The 23,359-nt window shown below is 51.9% G+C and carries 12 protein-coding genes; all 12 read left to right on the top strand.

Annotation, left to right across the window (positions count from 1 at the left end):
* Positions 1–53: 53 nt before the first annotated feature.
* The gene (locus Q31b_RS09145) at positions 54–2,216 is read left to right on the top strand and encodes a hypothetical protein (RefSeq protein ID WP_146599341.1); all 2,163 of its coding nucleotides are present in this window, start codon (positions 54–56) and stop codon (positions 2,214–2,216) included.
* 96 nt (positions 2,217–2,312) lie between these two features.
* Positions 2,313–3,524: an alpha/beta hydrolase family protein gene (locus Q31b_RS09140; RefSeq protein ID WP_146599340.1), complete on the top strand. Its 1,212-nt coding sequence runs from the start codon at positions 2,313–2,315 to the stop codon at positions 3,522–3,524.
* A 336-nt stretch (positions 3,525–3,860) separates the two neighbouring features.
* Positions 3,861–6,467 carry an alpha-L-fucosidase gene (locus Q31b_RS09135; RefSeq protein WP_146599339.1) on the top strand — a complete coding sequence of 869 codons (2,607 nt, stop codon included), beginning with the start codon at positions 3,861–3,863 and terminating at the stop codon, positions 6,465–6,467.
* The gene (locus tag Q31b_RS09130) at positions 6,464–8,671 is read left to right on the top strand and encodes a right-handed parallel beta-helix repeat-containing protein (protein WP_231617417.1); all 2,208 of its coding nucleotides are present in this window, start codon (positions 6,464–6,466) and stop codon (positions 8,669–8,671) included. The genes Q31b_RS09135 and Q31b_RS09130 overlap by 4 nt, the downstream gene beginning before the upstream one ends.
* 190 nt (positions 8,672–8,861) lie before the next feature.
* On the top strand, positions 8,862–10,340 hold the full coding sequence (locus tag Q31b_RS09125) for an alpha-L-fucosidase (RefSeq protein ID WP_146599338.1): 1,479 nt from the start codon (positions 8,862–8,864) through the stop codon (positions 10,338–10,340).
* 293 nt (positions 10,341–10,633) lie between these two features.
* Positions 10,634–11,665: an alpha/beta hydrolase family protein gene (locus tag Q31b_RS09120; protein ID WP_146599337.1), complete on the top strand. Its 1,032-nt coding sequence runs from the start codon at positions 10,634–10,636 to the stop codon at positions 11,663–11,665.
* Between the two features lie 17 nt (positions 11,666–11,682).
* On the top strand, positions 11,683–15,039 hold the full coding sequence (locus Q31b_RS09115; RefSeq protein ID WP_231617416.1) for a putative glycoside hydrolase: 3,357 nt from the start codon (positions 11,683–11,685) through the stop codon (positions 15,037–15,039).
* 95 nt (positions 15,040–15,134) lie between these two features.
* The gene (locus Q31b_RS09110; protein ID WP_197171227.1) at positions 15,135–16,913 is read left to right on the top strand and encodes an alpha-L-fucosidase; all 1,779 of its coding nucleotides are present in this window, start codon (positions 15,135–15,137) and stop codon (positions 16,911–16,913) included.
* 277 nt (positions 16,914–17,190) lie between these two features.
* Complete coding sequence (locus Q31b_RS09105; RefSeq protein ID WP_231617415.1) at positions 17,191–18,666, top strand: arylsulfatase; 1,476 nt, start codon at positions 17,191–17,193, stop codon at positions 18,664–18,666.
* A 152-nt stretch (positions 18,667–18,818) separates the two neighbouring features.
* Positions 18,819–20,288, top strand: a complete 1,470-nt coding sequence (locus Q31b_RS09100) for an arylsulfatase (protein ID WP_146599334.1) — start codon at positions 18,819–18,821, stop codon at positions 20,286–20,288.
* Positions 20,289–20,683: 395 nt separating this feature from the next.
* Positions 20,684–22,444, top strand: coding sequence for a C25 family cysteine peptidase (locus tag Q31b_RS09095; RefSeq protein WP_146599333.1), 1,761 nt, complete (start codon positions 20,684–20,686; stop codon positions 22,442–22,444).
* An 18-nt stretch (positions 22,445–22,462) separates the two neighbouring features.
* Positions 22,463–23,131, top strand: a complete 669-nt coding sequence (locus tag Q31b_RS09090) for a nitroreductase family protein (protein ID WP_146599332.1) — start codon at positions 22,463–22,465, stop codon at positions 23,129–23,131.
* Positions 23,132–23,359: the final 228 nt, after the last annotated feature.

Raw genomic sequence — 23,359 nt, 5'->3', positions numbered from 1 at the left:
AAAATGACGCTCTCTCGCGTGAGGGCACTTAATCAGTAGAAGGATAAGGACGTATGAAGAATAAAATAGGTTTCGCGATATGCATTAGTATGTTGATCGTTGGATGGGCCCAAGCGGCGGACAACTCAGGCCGGAACAGTCATTTTTGGCTAACCATTAAGCCTTTGGCTGGAAATGATACTGAAATCTGGGACGACATGGTGCTGGCAAACGGATACCGTAACGTGGACCTCTATCATCCAGATCTTGCCTGTACACGAGTGAATGAAGAATCGACGACGGCTTTTACCGTTATCTGGACTGGAAATAGTTTTATCGGTGACGATCGAGCCGATGTGCTGCGGTTTGATCTCCTGGTCAATTACGATGCGAAAACCTTTTCCATGGAAAACGTCACCATAGGCGGCGCTGATCTATCAGCCAATGGCTTAGAGTTGCACGATTTTGAGTCGCATTTTTCGGACGGAAATCTGCAGTTGAACTTTATTGTAAGAAATCCTTCTTTGTTGGTTGAAGACCCGGATCATGTGTATGGTGATTTGCCGAATGGCCACACCTATGGTCCTACCCCCTATGAGTCGATGACGCAGGCGAAATTGGACAACGCGTTTCCAACGTTTTCCTGGGATCGGCTGCAAAGAACCATGCTGATTCGCCACGGCAGAGCCGGCTATACCGATAGGCAGATTGAGAGGATGGCCAAGTCCTACCCGGTGATTGTTCTCGAAAAAGCCAATGGCGGGTTTGCTGGATACCGAAAGACCACCCGGAGGCTGAAAGAGGTCAACCCGGACTTAAAATCAATCTTCTATTGGAATCATGAACTCGACTTTGGCGATTATGGAATCGATCCTTTAACGCAAGAAGAAAAGGACGAGTTCGTAAATGTTCGACCTCTGGTCCGGAACAGAGTTCGTCAATATAGCCGGATGAACCCACGGTTCCAGGAATGGTGGCGGGGGAGCATTTACAAGATGTTGGGGCTGGAAGAAGGCTTCGCTGAAAATGGTGAGCCCTTCATTACGGATAATAAAAATGAGGTTGTGGACGGCACCTTTATTGACCGAAGAGATTACCCCGCATTTTTGTATATGCCGCTCTATGAAAAACTGCCGGATAACAAGCTTCATATCGTTAACAATGGCAACGATATTGAGTATCGCGAACGGATTGCCTTTGCAGATGGACTCTATAGGGAAGGCCCCGCCTATAGGAACATCCCTTTCAGCCTTAGGTTTCAACAGGAAGCGGCACGAAAAAAGAGACTAACAATGATTCGAAGCGGGTTAGGTCATCGAACCCTCCGTGAGATAGAAGATCGGTTCGATCCTGTCCTGGCCTTCTACCTGGGCTATGTGGAACCCTATTCCTATTTATTCTATCAAGCATCGGTCGATGCCGTCGATGAACAGTACAAATGGTTGGCCGACTGGGTAGACCAAGGCCTGCGTCCACTGGGTGCGCCGTATAGTCAGGCCCTGTGGGATGGGCATGTCATCACCCGCAGCTTCGAGCACTGCGATCTGTTTTACGATTTGAAATCAAAATCGGGCAAAGCAGTGCACCGTGTATTGTGGAAAAACAATGTAGGGAATCCGGCGTTGAAGGGCGACGGGACATCACACAGTGACTATACCTATTCGTTACAAGGCGGCGGGAATATATCCGGCACCGGAGATAATTTCTTCTTTCTGTCCGATCTCCATTACGGCAATGGAGAACTAAAGGCAAAACTCTCTGCGTTGGAAAACACCCATGCCAATGCTCGCGCAGGAATCATGTTCCGTGAACGCGTGGAACCGGTAGAAACCCCTCTCGAAGATTATGCGGACGATCAGTATGTAGAGAACTATGTGGCCGCATACAAAGACGGAACCGTCATTGTTTCAGACGCTAGAACCATCGCGGTACTCCGTGATCCTTCGGGAGAAATGGTTATGGTCTGCCGGAACAGCAGGGGAGAGGGTTTGAGTCTTATTGGGCAGGCAGATGCCGCGAAAGGTCCGTATGTAAAGCTGGTCCGAAATGGGGATGTTTTTACCGGTTCCTGTTCTGTTGACGAAAAGACCTGGACAGAGATTGGGCAGGTTGCCCTCGCGTTGCCCGAGCGGGTTGAGGCAGGAATGGCCGTTTGTTCCGGCGATCCTGACGCTCTGACGAACGCGACGTTGAGTGAGTTTTCACGGGTCGAATCCTCGTCGGCTACCCAGCAGTGACGCTTTCTAATGGAAAAAAAAGAATCCCAAACTCTGGAAAAAGAAACTGTGATTTTCTAGAGGTTGGAAAACATCCAGAATTGTAATGAGATTGCTATGTTAAAAAGAACAGGTTGGTGCTTGTTGGTGCTCGTATCGTTGAGTGTGTCAGCGGTTGCGGGTGATTCCCTGCTATTGGACGATAAGGTCTATGAGGTTCCAGACATTCATCGTGTTCCGGAGCAGGACCAAGGCGATATTCAAGCGATCTTTTATGACACGCTCGACTACAAAGGGAAACCCACACGGGCGTTTGCCTACATTGGCATTCCGCAGAGCGATGAGCCGGTGCCAGCCATGGTACTGGTTCACGGGGGCGGTGGAACCGCTTTTTACAATTGGGTTAAGATTTGGAACGATCGCGGGTATGCGGCCATCTCGATGAGTCTGGAAGGGCATATGCCGAACGAGAAGGGTGCCGGGAAAATTCGACATGAGTTTAGTGGTCCCTCTCGAGTCGGCCGATTTGATGATGCAGAACTGCCGCTCAATGAGCAGTGGATGTATCATGCGGTGTCCGATATTTTCATCGCAAATTCGCTTCTGGCAGCGCAGCCGGGCGTGGATGCGGATCGGATCGGTGTGACCGGTATTTCCTGGGGCGGCATTTTGAGCAGTCTGGTCTCTGGAATCGATTCGCGCTATAAGTGCGCGATGCCGGTATATGGTTGTGGGTACCTCTTCGATTCACTCGGCCATTTTGCCAGTGTGAAAACCGATGCGCAGAAGTTCTGGGATCCGTCTCGCTATATCGTGGAAGGGTCCGTTCCAACCCTCTGGGTCAACAGCGATAGCGACGGCCACTTTTCCGTCAACACAACCTCGCACTGCTTTGAGACGACAGACGACCATGCATTTTTGAATATTCACCCCGGGTTGGCGCACGGACACGGTCCTGGGTGGGATAAGAAACGGGTTCCTGAAATTTATGCCTTTGCAGACCATATTCTCAAGGGGCAAGGCGCGGCGCTTGGACGTATCGTAAAGCAGCCGTCGGGGCGAGATGTGAAGCTTATGTACAAATCGGATGTGCCGCTGGAAAGCGCGACGGTTTATTATTTAAACGAACCGCTTACCTATCGCAAACCGGCGGGTGATCCGGGGGCAAAACATTCTCGGCCGGGGCCCTGGATCGAGCGGAAGGCATTGGTGAACGCCGAGGCGGGAACGGTGGTGGCTCAGCTTCCGAAGAGTTGCCAGACGTATTACGTGAATTTGAAAGACACCCGAGGACATCTAATCTCATCCGTTTTGGTGGAGTTGGATTAAGACCCGAAGATTGAACCTCCCGGAATAGAACCTTCTATGCTGAAGGAGAAGAGGATGAAAATGATTCTAGGGTCCTTTGCCGGGCTCTAAATTGCTGGCCTTTCATTGCAAGCTGGATGAAGAATCATTCGCCCAGACGTTTGGCGGTGACCCAACCCTAGCACCAGCCGGTGAAGACGATTTAGATGAGAAACAGGGTTTCTCCTGAGAGGGTTTGTCGAAAGAAGTCTCGCGATATTGCGGTGGCTGAGCAGTACAACCCGAATACGGTGAGAACGCGTGAAGCCGAGTTGGGTCGTGTGGTTGATCCGAGCTATGAAATGGATGGAGGATGAGATGAAGCGGATGGTTATATTGGCGATGGCATTGTGGGTTGGGCAGTCTGCTGTCGCGCAGGTTGAGCCAACATGGGAATCGATGGCAGATAACTATGAGGTTCCAGAATGGTTCTTAGATGGGAAGCTTGGAGTTTGGTTTCACTGGGGGATCCCCTCGGCGATCGATGAAGATCGCCCGAATGATGACTCACATTACGGTCGCCGCATGTATGGGCTTAAAGAGTATTGGTCGCCCAAGGGAGCTAAGGAAGATTTGGATAGGACTGCCGCCCTCACGCAGTGGCATACCGAACGGTATGGGCATCCGTCGGAGTTCGGATATGAAAAGTTGATTCCGATGTTTAAGGCGGAAAAATGGGATCCGGATGCACTGGTGAAGTTCTGCAAGGACAACGGTGCGCATTTCATTATGCCGGTGGCTTGTCATCATGATAATTTCGATATGTATGATTCGTCCCATTCCTGGAACTCGGTGGATATGGGACCGAAACGCGATACGTTGAAGGAATGGAAGGCGGCTGCGCAGAAGCATGGACTGAAGTTTGGTGTTTCGACGCATTTGTATTGGTCTCCGAAGTTTTTTTCCGCCGCTCGTAAATACCAGAAACGGGGTACGCCCGGGTGGGAATTTTTTAATATGGACTACGATCCGGCGAAGTATGCAAGCCAGGACCGTTGGAATGAGCATTGGTACAAACGCTGTTGGGAGATCATTGAAAAGTATGATCCCGATTGGTTCAATAATGATTGCCCGTATCCCAATGAAAGGACCGGGAAATCTCTGGGACTTCAGCTGTTCTCTTCCTATTTGAATCGTGACCGCGCAGAAAATGGCGGTTCACAAACGGTGGTGTTCTCCGCGAAAGGGGGGAAGGATAAGCGAGCGTATACCCCGAATGTGGAACGTGGCGGTTCGGCAGACATTCAAGCCCAACCTTGGATGTGGGCGACGGACCTTTCCGGCAACTGGTTCTATCGCAAAGATGCGGTCAACAAGATGAGCATTCCGGTGATGGTGGGCAATGCGGTGGATGCCATCAGCAAAAACGGGGTGGTCATGCTCAATATTGCGTTGAAAGGCGATGGGACAATTCCCGCGAATCAGGCGGCTTATTTGACCGCCTTTGGCGACTTTCTGAAAACCAGTGGTGAGGGAATCTATGGCACGCGCCCTTGGACGGTATTTGGAGAAGGGCCGACTGTCATCAATGAGGGCCGCCAACAGGAAAATCTCGAGAACTTTGTGCCACAGGACATTCGCTTTACCGTCAAGGGAGACGCTCTGTATGCATTCGTTCTGGCCCGACCGACGGAAGATATCGTCATCAAGACGCTGGCAAAGGGCGGGGTGTATGCGGACGAGGTCGGGGCGGTTGAGCTCTTGGGCAGCGATGAGACCCTGGCATGGACGCGTTCGGCAGAAGCGTTGACGATCTCCTTGCCGAAAACGCTGCCAGATGATCTGGTAATCGGCTTTCGCATTACCTCGGTGCGAGCGCAAAAGAGAGCGGCTCGGTATCCCGCGTTCAGTTGGGACACCGTCCCGGTGGCCTTTCATTTTGGCAACAGTCCGGCGTTGTTGACCGAGGCGGAGGCGAAGTTTGTTGCCACCCGATCAAATTTCATCTGTTTGGAAAAAGGACATGCGTCCGGCCAATTTAAGGACACCGAAACAGGGATCGAGATGGAGGCTCGGCAACTCAAAGCACTGAATCCGGATATGAAGGTGATCTTTTATTGGAACGCCTTTTTGGATTACCCGATGTTTCAGGCGCATCAGGAGTATCAACAGCATCCCGAATGGTGGCTGAAGACCGTCGATGGGCAGGTAGATATTAAGCCGAATACTCGCTTGGAAATGAAGCGGTATGACTTGTCGAATCCCGAGTTTAGAGACTGGTGGGCGGGTGTGGCCCGCAAGGCGGTCGTTGAGGGGAGTTGCGACGGCGTGTTTATGGATGCCTTTCCTCAGGTGGCGAGTCCAGACAATATCCCTCTTTGGGGGCAGGAAAAATATGATGCCATTCAGCAGGGGCTCAAGGAGATCATTTGGGAAACCCGCCAAAAGATTGGTGAGGACAAGTTGATTGTATACAACGGGATTCGTTCCACGCCGACCTGGCAGGTGGGGTACGACTACCCGGAGCATACCGATGCTGCAATGATCGAGCACTTCGGCCATTTTAACAGCGGTTCAAAGGAGTGCATGCTCAAGGATATCCTCGAGATGGAGCGGGCCTGTAAAAATGGACGCATTGTTGTGTTTAAAGGGTGGTCCGGGTTCACGTTTATCGACGGGGCCTTCATGAGAAAATCCCTAGCTGAAAAACAGGAGATCGCTCGAAAGAGTATCACCTTTCCTCTCGCCGCTTTCTTAGTTGGCGCCCAGGAAAACTCCTACTTCATCTATAACTGGGGCTATCGGATGGAGATGGGCTGTCTGGAGTGGTATCCCGAATTTGACAAGCCGTTGGGAGAGCCCCTTGGGGATATGGTGCGGGAGGGCTGGACGTTGCGCCGAGAGTTCGAACATGCCTCGGTTTGGGTGGATCTTGAATCGAAAGATGCCAAGATCATTTGGCAAAAACAAAGGGGCGGAAAATGAGGAAGAAAAATTGGATTGCGACGTTGGCTCTGATGGCGGGAAGTGTATTCGGTGCGGTTGCGGCGGATTCAGCGGTTCCTGCTGACTTTTATGTGTCTACCGAAGGTTCCGATCAATGGTCCGGCACGTTGTCGGCTCCGGATGCTCAAGGAAAAGATGGGCCGTTCGCAACGCTGGAACGCGCACGAAATGCGGTGCGTGAATTAAAAAAGACAAGGTCAGGGGATCATGATCGTGTTGTTTTGATTCGTGGCGGAACCTATCCGCTTGAAAAAACCGTGGTGTTCGGTTTGGAAGATTCCGGCGTGGGCGATTCGACGATCACCTATGCTGCCTATCCAGACGAGACGCCGGTATTCAGTTCCGGTCGTGAAATCGAGGGGTGGAAGAAGCTAGAGACCGCGCCTTCCTCATTGCCGGCGGCTGCCGCTGGAAAGGTTTGGGTTGCTGATGTTCCAAACCTAAAGGATGCGCGGTGGCGTTTTTATACCTTGTATGATGCGGACGGACGGTTGCCACGGGCTCGGTCAGAGGGGTTTATCCCCACCGTAAAACCGGGAACGTTATCAGCTGTTTACGACAGGGATCTATTACACTTCCCGGCAGGAGCCCTTAAGAATTGGGCGAATCTGGAGGATGTGGAGGTCATCGTGCGCCCTCGACAAGGATGGGTGATGAATATTCTTCCGCTCGAGTCGGTGGATGAAAAGGCGAAGATTGCCACAACGGTTTTTACTGCAACCTACCTGATGGAGGAGCTCCATTTAATTCCCGGTGTTGACTGCGCCTGGGTTGAGAACGTTCTAGAGGCCCTCGATGCGCCGGGTGAGTGGGTATTGAATACTCGGGAAGGCAAACTGTACCTGTGGGCGCGGAATGGCGAAAAACCAAAAGGAGTTGTGGCACCTTTGTTGAAGGAATCTATCCTTGTCCAGGGACAGGAGGGGCAAGCGGGCGCCGCCGACATCCCGGTGCGCAATCTATGCTTTAAAGGGTTAACGTTTATGCATGGGGAGCGATATTCATGGGCTCCGGACGATAAAGGCATTCAACACGACTGGGAAATGTTCGATAAGGCCAATGCGCTGATGCGTTTTCGATTTGCCGCAGCGTGTACTGTTGATGGGTGTCACTTTGTTCATAGCGGCGGAACTGCGATTCGGTCAGACTTGTATGGACAGAACCTCACCATTCAGAACAACCATATTGAATACATGGGGGGCACCGGCATTCTTTTCTGTGGATATAGCCCTGGCGCCAAGGACGTGAATAAACACAATCTCGTTTATAATAATCATATTCAAAATGTGGGCGAAATTTATTGGCACTCTCCGGCGGTATTCATCTGGCAGAGCGGGCAGAATCGGATTGCTAATAATTTAATCCATAACACCCCGTATGCGGGCGTGATCATTTCTGGGCTTCTCGACCGTTTCGAACGTCGGTCTGTGTACAAAGAAAAGGATCTGTCCGATCCTTATGAAAACCGTGTGGAGGCCGATGAATCGAACCACTTTTCCTGCAATAACCTGGTTGAATATAACGAAATTCACCATGGAATGGAGGTGATGGGGGATGGGAACGGGATCTATCTTCGCGGTGCGGGGATTGGAAATGTTATTCGCCAAAACTATATCCATCATTTCATTGCCCAGGAAATCGTTATGCAGAGTGCCATTCGAACCGACGGGTTGCAAAAGGGGACTCTTATTACCGGCAACTTGCTTTATCAGTGCGTCTCTCATGGCATTCACCTAAAGAATAATAACCGTGTAGAGAACAACCTCATCGTCGACATCATCGAATCGGTTCACAAAGGAAAGATCTTTCTGCCGGCGTACTTAAAGCTGAAGTCGGGACCGTTGACGGGCGGCTCGATCCAGAGAAATGTACTTTATCATACCCGGGGACCTGTCGAGTTCTATGATCAGGGGGCTGGCCGAGACCCGCTTGCTCTTGCTTGGGCAAAAGAAGCCGATACCGATTACAACATCTATTTTTGCGCCGAAAACCCTGAAGCGGGCCGGATGGTGCTGGTTGGAAATCAGGAGGACGGTGTGGACCAGCACAGTCTTGCGGTCGACCCGTTATTCGTCGATCCGGAAAATGGAGACTTCCGGTTCAGGCCGAACTCACCCGCGCTGAACATAGGGATCGTTCCTTTTGATATGTCTGAGGTGGGCTTACGAAACAAAAAGAAATAGAGGGATTTGAAAAGAGAATTGCAAATTAAAAATGCCCAAGCAATGAGCCGGATGGGACGATTGGCTCTTTTCCTCGTGTCAGAGCGTTGTTTTGCAATGGATGACGATGGGGCTACTTTTGTGTCGTAAGAGTTTTATCCAAGTTTAGCTGGCGATAATGATTAGATGAGTACCCGAAAGGATCATGACCATGATTTCAACGATTAGAATTAGACTCAGCCTTGCCTGTGTCTTGATGGTAGCAACCTTGAGCGCATCGGAAGTCAATTATGCTGAAGATCCCTTTGCTCTGGAGCAAGGTAAGCATGTGAAGACACTGGCCGATCGACCGTGGGCCGATCGCTCACCGGAAGAACTTCAGCAGTGGGCGCGAGAAAATCTGCACCGAAAGCTGATCGCTAGAAAGGTCATTGATGCAAACGAACACCCCGAGTGGGAATGGTTTCGCAAGTCTGGGCTGGGAATCTTTCTGCACTGGGGGCTACCCAGCGCCAATCCCGATACGGGGGATGCTTGGGCCATACAGTGGAATGCCGCCAAAGCAAGAAGCGGACGCTATATGGAGCCCGCGACCAAGATGTTTGCCGTGGCTGAAACGTGGAACCCGGACAAATATGATCCCAATAAATGGATGGCGGCTGCGTCGAAGGCCGGGTTCGGTTATGCGGTACTAACGGCGCGCCACCACGATGGCTACGCGCTTTGGCCTAGTCAGTATGGGTCTTGGCATACAGGAGAATATATGGGCGGGCGTGATTTGATAAAGGACTATGTGGAGGCCTGCAGGAAGAATAGGATCAAGGTGGGTTTCTATTATTCGGGTCCAAGTTGGCATTTTGCCCATGAACAGAAGAGCTTTGGCGAAGCGGGGTCTGGCGCGTACTATAATCATAAAATGGAGAAAGTGATCGGTAGGCCAACGGTGACGGCAGCAATGGCGGCTGCTGAGAAACAAGAAGCGCAGGGGCAGGTACGGGAACTTATGCAAAACTACGGGCCCATCGACGTCATGTGGTGGGACGGAAGTGTTGCCATGAAGGACGAAGAGCTGGCGACCATGCAACCGACGGTTTTGGTTGCACGCGGTAATATTGCCACTCCAGAGGGTGAGCATCAGGGCGCCAGCGAAAATGTCAAAGTCGCTAATGAATGCGGCTGGTGGTGGGAAGAGTGTCGCAAATCGGAAAATAGCTTTACACCGAATTGGCATTATGGAATCGAGTGCGAACGGAATCATTGGGATACGAATACCCTGTTAGCCGAACTGATTCGCTGTCGTTCATTGGGAGGCAATCTGTTGGTCAATGTTCCTCCGCGCGGCAACGGTGAAATGATGGACTGGTTTTACGACGTGTGTGATGAGATGGCGGGTTGGATGAAGCATTCTCGCGAAGCGATTTATGACATTGATTTAGATGCTCCCTTGCCCACCCTCGACAAGACGCAGAACTACACAACGGTTCGAGGCCGTATCTGGTATGCCATGCCCAACGAAGAGAATACGGTATTTATCCATGAGCTTGATCGCCCCACCTCCGTTACGTTGTTGAGAACCGGGGTGGCAATGGATTACGAATATCGCGACGGTTCTTTGCGGCTAGTCGTCCCCAAGATCATGCAAACCGATTTGCCAGATATGGTGAAGATTGTATTCGCCGAAGAGCCGTGATCGCTTCCTGGGCTACGTCAAAGGAGACGGCGGCTGAAGTCACGATGCTATGAATTCAGTTGTAGTCATAAGTGGCCTGCGGCGGGCATCCGGGTCACTTAAAGAAAAATGGAAAGCTTGAATGTTTGTTCCTGGTTTGTCACTGTCGGTAATTCGACTGTTGGCTTTATTTGAAAGATCGATGGGCGGAGAGGCGTGTAACCAAGACTCGTAGCCATACAAAGAGTTCGTACCATTTTGAGGGCGGATGTTGTGAAGAAAAAAATAATCGTTGGAGTTATGAAAGGACTGATATGTTGCAAAGCGTAAGGCATCTAGATAAACGAGTTTTATTGACCGTTGTTTGGCTGACGGGTGTTCTGCTGCCATTTTTGGCCGAGGCGCAGACCGTGAAGAGAGACATCCTCTACAAGACCACTCCGGAAACGGCCTTGCATTTGGATCTCTATTATCCCGCGATTGAGCAGCCCGGCAAATATCCCGTCGTTATCTACACGCACGGCGGCGGGTGGGCAGTTGGCAGTAAGGGCGGTGCGGCCAGCGGAACCCATATGTCTAAAGTCGTGCATCAACTCACCGAAGAAGGGTTCTGCGTGGCTTCAGTCGATTATCGGTTGTGGGAAAAGGGCGGTACTGTTTCAATGCGCGACTGCGTCATCGATTCAAAAGACGCTATTCGTTATCTCTCCAAAAATAGCGTCTCGCTGTCCGTCGATACAGACCGGGTATTTACTTTCGGCGATTCGTCTGGTGGGCAGATTGCCCAGATGCTGTTGCTGGCGTCACCGGATGACTTGCCTGGGGCGAAAGAGTTGGCGCACTATTCGTACAAGATGATCGCGGGGGTTTCCTGGTATGGACCGTGCGACTTTGAAAAAACGGAACTCTTTAACCATGATGATCGGGCTGATTTTCGAGATCGCTTCGGACCACGCATTCTCAAAGCGGATTCAAAACCTGAAGAGAAGCTGGCGCTTTACCGGGAAATGAGCCCGGTCAACTATTTGAGAAAGGACAGTCCTCCTTTGCTGATGATTCAAGGCGACGGCGATACCACCATTCCGGTAAAGCATGCCTATTATATGCAGGAAAAAGCGGAGGCTCTAACGGCTCCCGTTCAGATCATGATCATCAAAAACGCGGGGCACAATTGGCGAAAAGCCGATGGAACCACGCCGATTGAACCCTCGGTCGATGCGATCTACACACGCACAGTGGCCTTCCTCGCTGAACATTTACCTAAGGAAGAGAAGAACAAAAAGGGGGGATCTCTGAGTGGGAGCCCGACGAATAGCAACATGGTGGATAAAGGGAAAAGAAAATGAAAATTCAATTTAGGCGAGTGTTTGCCTTGTTCCTGCTATGGGGACTGGCCGTTCTTATACCGAGAGAGAGTTTTACTGCGGAATTCTATGTGTCGGTTGATGGAGCGAAGCGGGCCGACGGGAGTATAGCGAAGCCTTTTGGCTCGCTCCCCGCAGCGGTGGATGCGGTGAGAGCATTGCGCAAATCGGGTGATCAAGAGCCCGCGGTTATCTATCTTCGAGAGGGTCGCCATCAACTTAACCAAACGTTGGTATTGGGAATGGAAGATGGGGCTCCCGTGTCAACGGATGCGGCCCCTCTCGAGTTGTATGGCGCCGGAGATTTGACGGGGCCCGCTCATCTGACCTTCGCCGCCTATCCTGGCGAGAAGCCGGTGCTTAGCGCAGGGGTGCCCGTCACGGGTTGGACGCGATTGGAATCCGCGTCTCCTGAATTGCCCGCTGAGGCAGCTGGCAACGTGTGGGTGGCCGATATGCCCGTAGGTATGGACCGATTCTACACCCTTTACGATCGACAGGGTCGTCTGCGGCGTGCCAGAAATGCTGGCTTTGCTTATACAAAATCGGGCGATCAGCGAACGTTGCACTTTCCAGAAGGGGCGTTGAAGTCTTGGGATAATATTGGGGACGTCGAAGTTCAGGTGAGACCTTCGCACCCCTGGGTGATCAACATGCTTCCGCTCGCCTCCGTCGATATAGCCTCGGGGGTGGCGAAAACAGGTGTTTCCGCAACCTATCGAATGGGGCCATTACCGGGTTGGGTTCATAATCCTTCCGGCTCAACGGTGTGGGTTGAAAATATTCTTGAGGCGTTGAATGAACCCGGGGAATGGGTGGTCAATACCCAAACTCGAAAGATCTATTTGTGGCCCTCTGATCCAGCTCCGGATGGATCGCCCCGTGGAATTTTGGCACCGTGCACCAGTGAGTTGATTCGTGTGGAAGGCGACATTGATTACGATGGGCCGAAGGACAAACCTGTTTGTGGTATTGCCTTCTCTAGACTGACCTTTAGCCATGCGGACCGTTGGACCTGGACGACCGATGAGACGCGGTTGGGCTGGGGATTGCAACACGACTGGGACATGTTTGATCGGCCCACGGCGATGCTTCGTTTTCGCGGTGCTGAAGATTGTCGCGTGACAGCTTGCCGTTTTATTGATTCAGGCGGAACAGGAGTGCGTTTGGATCTGTATGCTCAACGCAATCGTATCGAGAATTGTGAATTTGCTCATCTGGGCGAGGCCGGGATTCTGTTGGTAGGGTATGGTCCCGGGACCAAAGACGTCAACCATCACAATGATATTGTCAATAATCTCATCCATCACTTTAGTGAAATCACGTGGCATTCACCGGGGATATGGGCCTGGCAAAGTGGACATAACCGGATGGTTCATAATGAATTGCACCATAGTGGCTATGCGGCGGTGCTCATCACGACGAGGGTAAATCCTCGTCGGGGCGGCGGTAACTTAAACGGAGAAGGGGCCCGGACGGTACGAAGTCACGAGATTGCGGATGAGGTTAATACCGCGCGCAATGGCTATGAGAACTGGAAGAATCGCGAGAAATACCTTCATGCTCGGCACAATTTGTTGGAAAGCAACGAGATCAGCCATGCCGTTCAACTGCTATCCGATGGAAATGCCATCTATATTTCCGGAACGGGGACGGGCAATATTATTCGTTACAACTTCGTGCATGACAATGCGGCGCATTCTCTGCCAGCAGCGATTCGCTGCGATGATGATCAGCACGAGACGTTGATTTATGGAAATGTCCTCTATAAAAACTTTGGGTTTGCTGCGGCAATCGCTTCAAAAGGCGTGAATGATATCATCAACAATTTTGTTGTTGCGCCCGTTGCGGCACCCATCTATGGCTACCTTAGTTTTGAATGGGTGCCCGTTACAGGGTCAAAAGTGCAACGCAATATTGTGATGTCTCATCCCGATGGTGGCAGTGCTTATGTCGAAAGACTTAAGAATGGAATTAGAAACACCAACCCTGCGGGTGGACCTAAGATCGTGGACACCGATATGGAGTCGAATCTTTACTACCATCCAACAGATTCGCACTGGATGGATGAGCATTTTTCTAAGATGCGGGCGGTAGGGAAAGAAAAGGACAGTCTTTTTGGTGACCCTTTGTTTACGGATCCTGCCAGTGGTGATTTTAGTTTCCGGCCCGGCAGTCCTGCCTTGGCCTTGGGCATCGAAGCGTTGGATGTATCAAAGATGGGGCGGCTGGAAAAGAATCCATACCGCATCAGCGATGGGAGTGTCTTTGTGCCTCAAGACTATTATCCCGAGTTCCGTTGGGACACGGTGCCGATGTACTATATGTTTGGGGACACGACACGGACACTGACTCCAGAGGAAGTGGAATTTATTGCGGCGCGCACCGATTATCTCTGTATTGAAAAATCGCATGGCTATAAAGAACTCGGTGCTGCTGAGTTGGGGGCCAAGCACGAGGCGGCGGCCTTTAAAAAGATCAAACCCGAGATGAAGGTGCTATTTTATTTCAACTCGGCCTATGCCTGGCCTTTTACCTCTTACAACCAAGCATTTAGGCCGGGGCAAATCGACAAATACCCGGAATTGAAGAAGTTTCTGTTAGTCGATCCTGAAACGGGCAAGCTTGCTCATCGAAACAACACCTTCTTTTTTGACGTGCTCAACCCAGAGTTTCGCGAGTGGTGGTCCGGCACCGTGGCCAAGGGCGTGGCTGACTCTGGCTGCGATGGAGTCTTCATTGATCAAATGCATGGTTTCTTCTGGCTACGCCAGGACAGGAGCGCCGAGGTTGAAAAGGCGATGGGGCAGATGATGGCTGCGTTGAAAGAAAAAATGGGGCCGGATAAAATCCTGCTTGCCAACAACGCTCATCAGACCATCGCCGATCATGTTTTCCCTGTGATGGACGCCAGCATGTTTGAGCACTATCGACAAGAACTTCTGAGCAAGGAGGGGCTGCTGCGGGACTGGGACGATATGTTGCGTATCGCCCAGGCGGGAAAGATGTCGATCTTTCGCATTGGTGTTGAACAGGACCGCCCCCAGAACCGGCAGGGCGACCCACGAAGTGGTCGGTCCCAAGGGACAGTAGCCTTGGCTAAGGAACGAGTGGAATACTACCTCGCCTGTTACCTGATCGGCGCACAGCCCTATTCCTATTTTCAATACGGATGGGGCTGGACACTTTCGTCCGGATCCCTGCATGACTACCCGGAACTGAGTAAACCGCTGGGCGCGCCCAAAGGTGCTTACGAGCGAACGACTCCGGAAGGCTGGGAATTCACCCGTGAATTTGAGCATGCCAGCGTATGGGTGAACACCGAAAGCGGAGAAGGCAAGATTGTCTGGAAATAATAACTGGAACTCGATAGGGAATTTGGAAATTGAACGTTCATTGGATGCAAAAAAATGTGTGTTTTGTTTTTATACATCTAGCCTTGGCTTGTTTGATGCAGGTGAATGCGCAGGAATCAGAAAGTCGTGCGTCGGTTGACTACATCACAAAAACGGGGAGCAAGGTTGATTTTGGAAAAACGGATCTGTCGGCCTATACACCCGAGATCCGAGCCAATATGAAGCAGCTCTACCAGGACAAGATTGGCTTGTTTGTGCATTGGGGGCCCTATGCCCAATTGGAAGGGGTTTGGGGCGGCAAAAACATCGCGGCCGAATGGATCATGAATAGGGGCCGCATTTCCATCAAAGAGTATGAACAGCATGCCGCAGCCCAGTTCAAACCGGATAAATTTAATGCCAAACAGTGGGTCGATATCGCCGAAAGTGCTGGGATGAAGTTCATTGTTGTTACGTCGAAACATCATGACGGATTTGCCATGTATGATTCCAAGCATCCATATAACCTCGTCGATTTCGCTGGCTTCGGCCGCGATATTCTCAAGGAGCTTTCGGACGAATGTGCGAAGCGTGGCATGAATTTGGGTTTCTACTATTCGCAAAGCCAGGACTGGCACGAAAAGGGCGGCTTTGGCAACGGCTGGGATTTTCCCGCCAGAATAAAACCGCAAGCAGATTTTGATGCCTATTTTCAGGAAAAGGCCGTCATGCAAGTGAAGGAACTGACCCAAAACTATGGCGATATCTTCATGATTTGGTTTGACACGCCAGTTCAGATGGATGATGCCAAGTGCCAACAAATGATGGATATCGTGAAGGCGAACCAACCGAGTGCCTTGGTCAATTCCAGGCTGGGTCAGGGCTTCGGGCATTTCGATGTTTCGATCGATAACGGAAACACTCCCAGCGTGAGCAAGGCGACGTGGTTGCCAGACCTGAAGGTTCCCTGGCAAACGCATGAGTCCGTGACGCAAGGAGGGTGGGGGTACACCCGTGCTGGTGGTGAAAATGACCGTTCTGAAAGTTATACGGATTTTGTTTACAGCCTCAGCCGAATCGTCTGCTACGGGGGCGTTTATCTGTTGAATGTTGGCCCACGCCCGGATGGCACCATCCCGGAGTCGCAGGTGAAGAGTGTCCAGGCGATCGGGGAGTGGTTGGAGATCAATGGCGAATCGATTTACGGCGCGGATCCGAGTCCGCTAAAATTTCCGCCCTATGCGATCACTAGCAAGCCAGGGAAGCTCTATTTACATATGAAGGAGTTGTCCGATGAACAGGTTGAACTGACGGGAGTTTTGTCCCGAGTGACGAATGCGTATTGCCTAGCTGATCCTAGGAAGACCTCCTTGACGGTGAGCCAAGAGGGGGCCCGCATTCGCGTGAGTGTCCCCGAAAAATTGAGGCAGCCCCGAATCACTGTCGTGGTCCTAGAACTGGCGGATCAAGTGGCGAATGTGGTCGATGAGACGTTGCAGCAGCAGGAGGATGGCGTGATCAAATTGCCGGTTTCGAGGTGCGAGTTTGAGATACGCCGCATTAGTTATGATTACGAAACGCAACTGACTTCTCGCTGGGGCGAGAACTCCAAACAGGGTTTGATCTGGACGGTGAATGTCACTCACCCTGGAGATTTTAAGGTTATGAGTGAAGATACCGGAAGTCGTACCTATCAATACGAATTAACGACCGTCGATGATTCCCTCGTGCTTGATGCAAAGCCTAGGACGGGGACGCTGACTCGGAAGTCTCACGATGGAACGATTGTGATCGCGAAGCCCGGAGTACAAAAAATCGCCATCCATCCCATGGCGGGATTTGAAGTGATGAGTGATTATAAATTCAAAGGACTGGAACTGGTTCCCGTTCGCTAGATTTGGATCTGTCCTGCTGGGTGGCCGATGCCGGCAGATCGTTGGAAGAAAAAACAGATCCCAATGTCCTTCATCTGTTCGATTGGTTTGACCGCACGGCTGACTTTGCGGATAGGCGTTGTTCATTTCGGTAGTGGTTCCTTCTTTTGCGTTGCTATCACGAGGCCGTGCCGAGCACAAGAAGGGACAAGAAGGGGACGCGTTGCGTGCTATAAGAAACTCTTGCAGGTGACATGCTGTCAAATTAGGCTACTAGAGAATTTTAGGAGAATTATTGATGAAACATAAATTCATGATCATGGCTGTGACGCTGGCTTTTGGGGTTGGTGTGGGTTTGGTTGAGGCCAGTGGAAAAGAGCTGAAGGGCTCACGCCCGAATATTATTTTGGTGATGACGGATGATCAGGGAATGGGTGACCTTTCCTGCATGGGAAATCAGCTGGTAAAGACGCCGCATATTGACCGGTTTTACGAAGGGGCGACTCGTTTTACGGAGTTTATGGTGAGCCCCACCTGTGCGCCGACGCGCGCGGCGATGATGAGTGGGCGGGCGCCGTTTAAGTGCGGGGTGACGCATACGATTATGCAGCGCGAGCGGATGGCGTTGGATGCTTTTACGATGCCGCAGGTTTTGCAGAGTGCGGGGTACACGACAGGTTTGTTTGGTAAATGGCATCTGGGTGACGAGGAGGAGTATCTGCCACAGAACCGCGGGTTTGACGAGGTGCTGATGCATGGCGCCGGCGGAATCGGACAGACAGCGCACGGTGATTTCCCGGTGAACTCAGAGAATGTTTATTTTGACAACGTGCTCCTGCACAACGATACGATTGTGAAAACCAAGGGATTCTGCACGGATCTATTTTTTGATGCGGGCATGGCTTGGATTAAGAAACAGCATGAAGCCAATAAACCGTATTTTGCTTATCTCTCCGTGAATGCGCCGCATGGGCCGTTTGTTGCTCCGGACGAGTATAAGAACCGTTTACTCGAGCTGGGTTGCGACGAGGATTCGGCTGCGCGATTGGGAATGGTCGAAAATATTGACGACAATTTTGGGCGTTTGATGGCGAAGCTTGAAGAATGGAACGCGCTGGACAATACGCTGGTTATTTTCATGACGGACAACGGAGCGGCGAGAAAGGGAAGTACGAAGGACCATCCCTATTTCAACGCCGGACTCAAAAAGGGGAAGAATTCGCCGAATGAGGGCGGAAACCATGTGCCGTTTTTTATGCAGTGGAAAGGTGTGCTCGGTGCCGGGGTCGATATTGACGGACTGGCGGCGCATCTTGACTTGTATAAAACGTTCAGCGAATTGGTCGGGGCGACACTGCCAAAACAGATGCAGGAGTTGGATGGACGTTCGCTGTTGCCACTGCTTGAAAATCCGGAAGCGGACTGGCCGGACCGTGAGATTTTCATCCACTGTGGGCGCTGGGAGACTGGCCGGATGGAAAGGTACAAGTTTAGGAATTGTGCGGTTCGCACTCAGCGCTGGCGTTTTGTGAATAATAGAGAGCTGTATGACATCCCTAACGATCCAGGGGAACGGAATAATGTGGCGGACCAGCATCCGGAAGTGGTTGCTCAGCTGCGAAAATCCTATGACCTGTGGTGGGAGTCGGTGAAGCCGTTGATGGTCAATGAAGGATTGCCAACGGTTCCCTCCAACAAGCAGCCCTTTGCAATCCGTTACAAGCAGCAACTCGAGGCAGAAGGCATTCCCGAGTGGTCGCCTGAAGCACTGTAATAAATATCTCTCGCTATCAATGATCAGGTTGCTGGCTATGGTTCTGCCGTAGCAGGCGGTAAACGGAAATATCACGTTGCAGTACCGCTTTGACAACAGCCTAAAGAAATAAACGAAAGCCTAAAGTGGTAAACGAAGAAAGGGAAAGTTCGATGAGTAGATTGTTGTGCATAAGTGTTGCCCTCCTAACACTGTTGAGTGCCGGGCGTGCCGTGGCGGACCCGTTGGAGGGCAGTCGACCGAATATTATTCTGGTGATGACCGACGACCAGGGAATGGGTGATCTTGCGTGTATGGGCAATCCGATTCTTAAGACACCCAATTTGGACCGGTTCTACGAACGATCGACCCGCTTTACAGATTTTCAGGTCAGCCCGACCTGCGCACCGACACGCTCCGCACTGATGAGCGGGCGCGCACCGTTTAAAAACGGTGTGACGCATACCATTCAGCAACGCGAACGGATGGCGCTCGATACCTTTACGTTGCCTCAGGCGTTGAAGTCGGCAGGGTATGCAACGGGGCTGTTCGGCAAGTGGCACCTCGGGGATGAGGATGAGTATTTGCCTGGTAACCGTGGGTTCGACGAGGTGCTGATGCATGGTGCCGGCGGCATTGGGCAGACAGGCCTTGGCGATTTTATGGTCAATAAGGAAAACTGTTATTTTGATAACGTACTGTTGCACAACGATACGGTTGTTCAAACCAAGGGGTTCTGCACCGATTTATTTTTTCAGGCGGGACTGGCATGGATTAAAAAGCAGGAGGAGGTTGGAACGCCCTATTTCGCTTATCTCGCATTGAATGCGCCACACGGTCCTTTCATTGCTCCAGACGCATATAAAAAACGCTTTCTTGATGAGGGGTACAATGTAGACACGGCCGCTCGCTATGGAATGGTTGAAAATATTGACGATAATTTTGGGCTGCTGTGGGAAAAGCTCAATGAGTGGGGTGCGCTGGAGAATACCTTGTTGATTTTCATGACAGATAACGGGATGTCGATGCGGGCGATTAAGAAGAATGGCAAGCCCGTCCAGAAATATAATGCGGGCTTGCGCGCCGGAAAAAATTCGCCATATGAAGGGGGGACACATGTGCCGGCATTTTGGTATTGGAAGGGCGTTTTGGGCGAAGGCGTTGACGTGGATGCGCTCACCGCGCACATCGATATCTACAAAACCTTTTCCGAGCTGGCTGGCGTCAACCTTCCCACGGAGATGCAGTCGCTCGACGGACGTTCGCTGCTACCGCTGTTGAAAAACCCGAATGCTGACTGGGACGACCGCGAGCTGTTTTTCCATTGCGGGCGCTGGTCGACTGGCCAACGCGACGCTTATAAGTTTAGAAACTGTGCGGTGCGCACAAAGCAGTGGCGCTTGGTAAACAATAAAGAGCTTTACAATATTTTGACAGATCCGGGCGAAACAACCGATGTGTCCGGCTCGCATCCCGAGGTGGTGGAGCGGCTGCGTAAGTCCTATGCCGAGTGGTGGAGCTCCGTGCTTCCACTGATGGTCAACGAAGGCCTGCCTCAAGCAAAAAAGAAGCCGTTGGTCGACCGCTACAATGAACAACTCAAGAATCAGGGCATTCCCGAGTGGGGTCCTGATACTCTTTAATTCGTACAGAAATTGGACACTTCTCGCTAATCGCCACCATCAAACTATCCGCCCCCAACGACCTTGCGTCGTTGGAGCGAACGATTGTTAGCTAAATCCTAGTGTTTTTCACATGATCGACCCCAACGGGCTTGCCCCGTTGGGTGAGCGAGATCTGATTCACCAACGGGACAAGCCCATTGGGGTCTTACTTGACAACGGTGCTGTTTTTAGCTGCCAATCGTTGGCTCCAATGGGGCAAGCCCATTGGGGGCCGCTGCAACAGTGGTGGCGATTAGCGAGAAGTGTCAGAAATTGGAGAGGAGATGGGACCTGTTGCCCCATTTATATTTTCACGCGTTGACGGGTGGAAAGCAGAGATCGTGAAACCGTTTCTTTAGAGGGATTTGAACAAAATGATGAACTGGCATTCAAAATCGACAATGTCGTCAGTCGCGGTCAGTTTGGCTGCGCTGCTTCTTGCCTCCGTCGATTCCAGCGATTTGATCGCCGCTGAGCGTACGCTTTCCGATTTCAAGGCGTATGCCGCGGAGCGACTCCCTCAGCTTGGCGATACTCCGCTCGACAGATTTGTCAGAATGGTTGACAAGGACGGAGACGGAGTCATCTCTGACGTCGAATTCGACGATCGACTAGCCACTTTGCAGAAACTCAGTCAAAGCAGTAGCCAGCCCGAGCCAATCAAATCCACTTCCGAGACCGCAACCGGAATGTCGCCATCCACTGTCTTGTTGATAACAAGCGACGAACTGGCAGCTGCCTGGGAGCCGTTTGCCATATGGAAGACACGTAATGGCAAAGCAACGAAGATCGTCACCATTGGCCAAATTCAGCAGCAGTACGAGGCCGATGGTATCCAGGAAAAGATTCGGCTGTGCGTTCGCCATCACATCGATAACCACAAAACTCGGTGGGTGGTTCTCGGCGGTGACTGCGAACCTGACGGAAAAGGTTTGGTTCCAGGTGGTCACACGACGGTCCACGCTCAGGAGAGATCCGGCATCCCCACCGACATTGTCTACCTGAGCGAGACCGATTGGGATGCGGACGAGGACGGAATCTATGGAGAGTGGGAAGAGGACCGCGAAGCGATCTCCTACCCCGACGGCACGGTTGGACTTGGTCGCGTGCCAGTACGCTCAGCCGCGGACGTGGCAGCCTTCACCGACAAGGTGATCGCCTACGAGTCCCACTATCCAACGTCTGATTTTGCCAAGCAGATGATCTATACCTGCACGGATAGTCCAGCCTATCCGAAAGTCCGCAATAGCTGGGATGGCTACGTCTCGAAAGTATGGGAAGGTGGCCAAGCAGGACGCTTCTTTTCGGCTGAAACGCCCTGGGACGAGCAGGGGAGTCCGGGAAGCCATCAGCTGAGCGCCGATAATCTGGTTGCCTTGATCAATGCCAAGACCACTGGAAAGCTACACATCCATGGTCATGGTCTTCTCCCGCTTTGGGCGCTCGAAGACTCGAAGTTTACCGCCCAGCATGTCAACCAACTCAGCAACGAGACCGCTTACCCATTGATCACCACTGTCTCGTGCTTCACGGGCCAGTATGATGGCAAAGAGGATCCTTCGATTGTTGAGTCCATGATTCGTCAGCCCAAGGGCGGATCGGTTGCGATCGTCGCTCCGATCCGCACAGGAAAACCGCACGTCCACCAACCTTCCGATTTTCGTCGGATGGTTAGCGAGGGCAAGCTCGATGGCACGACCCAGACGATGACTCGATACTGGTCCAACGGTCTGGGCAGCGGGCTTACGACCGGCGAAGCATTGATGAAGGCCAAAGCTGACATGGTGGTGGATGCCCAAAAAACGGCGGGTTACCATCTATGCATTTGCGAGCTGAATCTTCTCGGAGACCCCACTCTCGATATGCGTGCGAATATCCCTCGTTCGCCGAAACTTGAATGCCCGTCTTCGATTGCCACGGGCAAGCAATCGGTTGAGGTCATCACCGATGCTCCTGGGAGTACCGTCTGTTTGTGGAAGGGCAATGAGGTATACATCGTCACCACGACCGATGCGGACGGCAAAGCCAAGTGCTCCATCGAACCCACGTCAGCGGGCAATTTGTCCGTTACCGTTTCCGGCACAAATCTCAACTCCGTCATGAAGAGCATATCCGTAAACGAGCAGAGGCAATGAACGGGAGGTCCTATCAGCATGCCTGAATATAAACCGATTGAATACACGCCGCCGTCTTTTTCGGGGTCAGAAATGCGGCAACGCGCCAGAGCGTTCTATGAACACATGTCGCAGAGGCGTAGCGTTCGAGACTTTTCGGATGACAACGTGCCACAAGAATTGATCGAATTGGCGATTGCTGCGGCTTCAACGTCGCCATCGGGCGCCAATCGTCAACCATGGCATTTCGTCGCAATCAGCAACCCAACCACCAAGCGGCAAATCCGAGTAGCCGCCGAAGCCGAAGAGCGAGAGTCTTACCTGGGTGGTCGTATGTCACCCGAGTGGATTGACGCATTGGCTCCACTTGGTACGGATTGGCAGAAGCCATTCTTGGAAGTCGCCCCTTGGCTTGTTGTTATCTTTGAGGAATCGTACGGCATCGATACCGACGGCAGTCGACGCAAGAACTACTACGTTAAAGAAAGTGTCGGCATGGCTTGCGGGTTCTTCATAGCCGCCCTCCACAACATGGGACTCGCGGCACTCACGCATACCCCCAGCCCGATGGGATTCTTGTCCGATATCCTGGGACGCCCAGAGAATGAAAAGCCTTATGTGCTAATTCCGATAGGCTACCCAGCCAGCAACTGTCTCGTCCCAGATGTGCAGCGAAAGCCGCTTGCGGATGTCGCGGAGTGGGTTTGATCCCGTCCGCGAACGCGACGCGAAAAGCCGCCCGGTGCTTCCTTGATCACGATCACGCAGAATGGAATCATCAGGGGCTAAGCAACGAAATGATCGTGCCGATGAATCGACAACCAAGCGTGGATACTGAGATCGAAACGACCGAACGCCTTGCTGGCTTGCTTCGATCGTATCGACGCGTGGCTTGACTCTTCCGGCGCCTTCACTCGCTCCGCACCACTCCGGTCT

Source organism: Novipirellula aureliae, from assembly GCF_007860185.1.
Lineage (GTDB): Bacteria > Planctomycetota > Planctomycetia > Pirellulales > Pirellulaceae > Novipirellula_A > Novipirellula_A aureliae.
The sequence above is the reverse complement of the archived record's forward strand: the minus strand, read 5'-3'. Positions and strand labels throughout refer to the sequence as shown.

What these genes read in the sequence shown, in the direction of transcription:
- Q31b_RS09145 (WP_146599341.1), top strand. Translation starts at nt 54, where the DNA reads ATGAAGAATAAAATAGGTTTCGCGATATGCATTAGTATGTTGATCGTT.
- Q31b_RS09140 (WP_146599340.1), top strand. Translation starts at nt 2,313, where the DNA reads ATGTTAAAAAGAACAGGTTGGTGCTTGTTGGTGCTCGTATCGTTGAGT.
- Q31b_RS09135 (WP_146599339.1), top strand. Translation starts at nt 3,861, where the DNA reads ATGAAGCGGATGGTTATATTGGCGATGGCATTGTGGGTTGGGCAGTCT.
- Q31b_RS09130 (WP_231617417.1), top strand. Translation starts at nt 6,464, where the DNA reads ATGAGGAAGAAAAATTGGATTGCGACGTTGGCTCTGATGGCGGGAAGT.
- Q31b_RS09125 (WP_146599338.1), top strand. Translation starts at nt 8,862, where the DNA reads ATGATTTCAACGATTAGAATTAGACTCAGCCTTGCCTGTGTCTTGATG.
- Q31b_RS09120 (WP_146599337.1), top strand. Translation starts at nt 10,634, where the DNA reads ATGTTGCAAAGCGTAAGGCATCTAGATAAACGAGTTTTATTGACCGTT.
- Q31b_RS09110 (WP_197171227.1), top strand. Translation starts at nt 15,135, where the DNA reads ATGCAGGTGAATGCGCAGGAATCAGAAAGTCGTGCGTCGGTTGACTAC.
- Q31b_RS09105 (WP_231617415.1), top strand. Translation starts at nt 17,191, where the DNA reads ATGAAACATAAATTCATGATCATGGCTGTGACGCTGGCTTTTGGGGTT.
- Q31b_RS09100 (WP_146599334.1), top strand. Translation starts at nt 18,819, where the DNA reads ATGAGTAGATTGTTGTGCATAAGTGTTGCCCTCCTAACACTGTTGAGT.
- Q31b_RS09095 (WP_146599333.1), top strand. Translation starts at nt 20,684, where the DNA reads ATGATGAACTGGCATTCAAAATCGACAATGTCGTCAGTCGCGGTCAGT.
- Q31b_RS09090 (WP_146599332.1), top strand. Translation starts at nt 22,463, where the DNA reads ATGCCTGAATATAAACCGATTGAATACACGCCGCCGTCTTTTTCGGGG.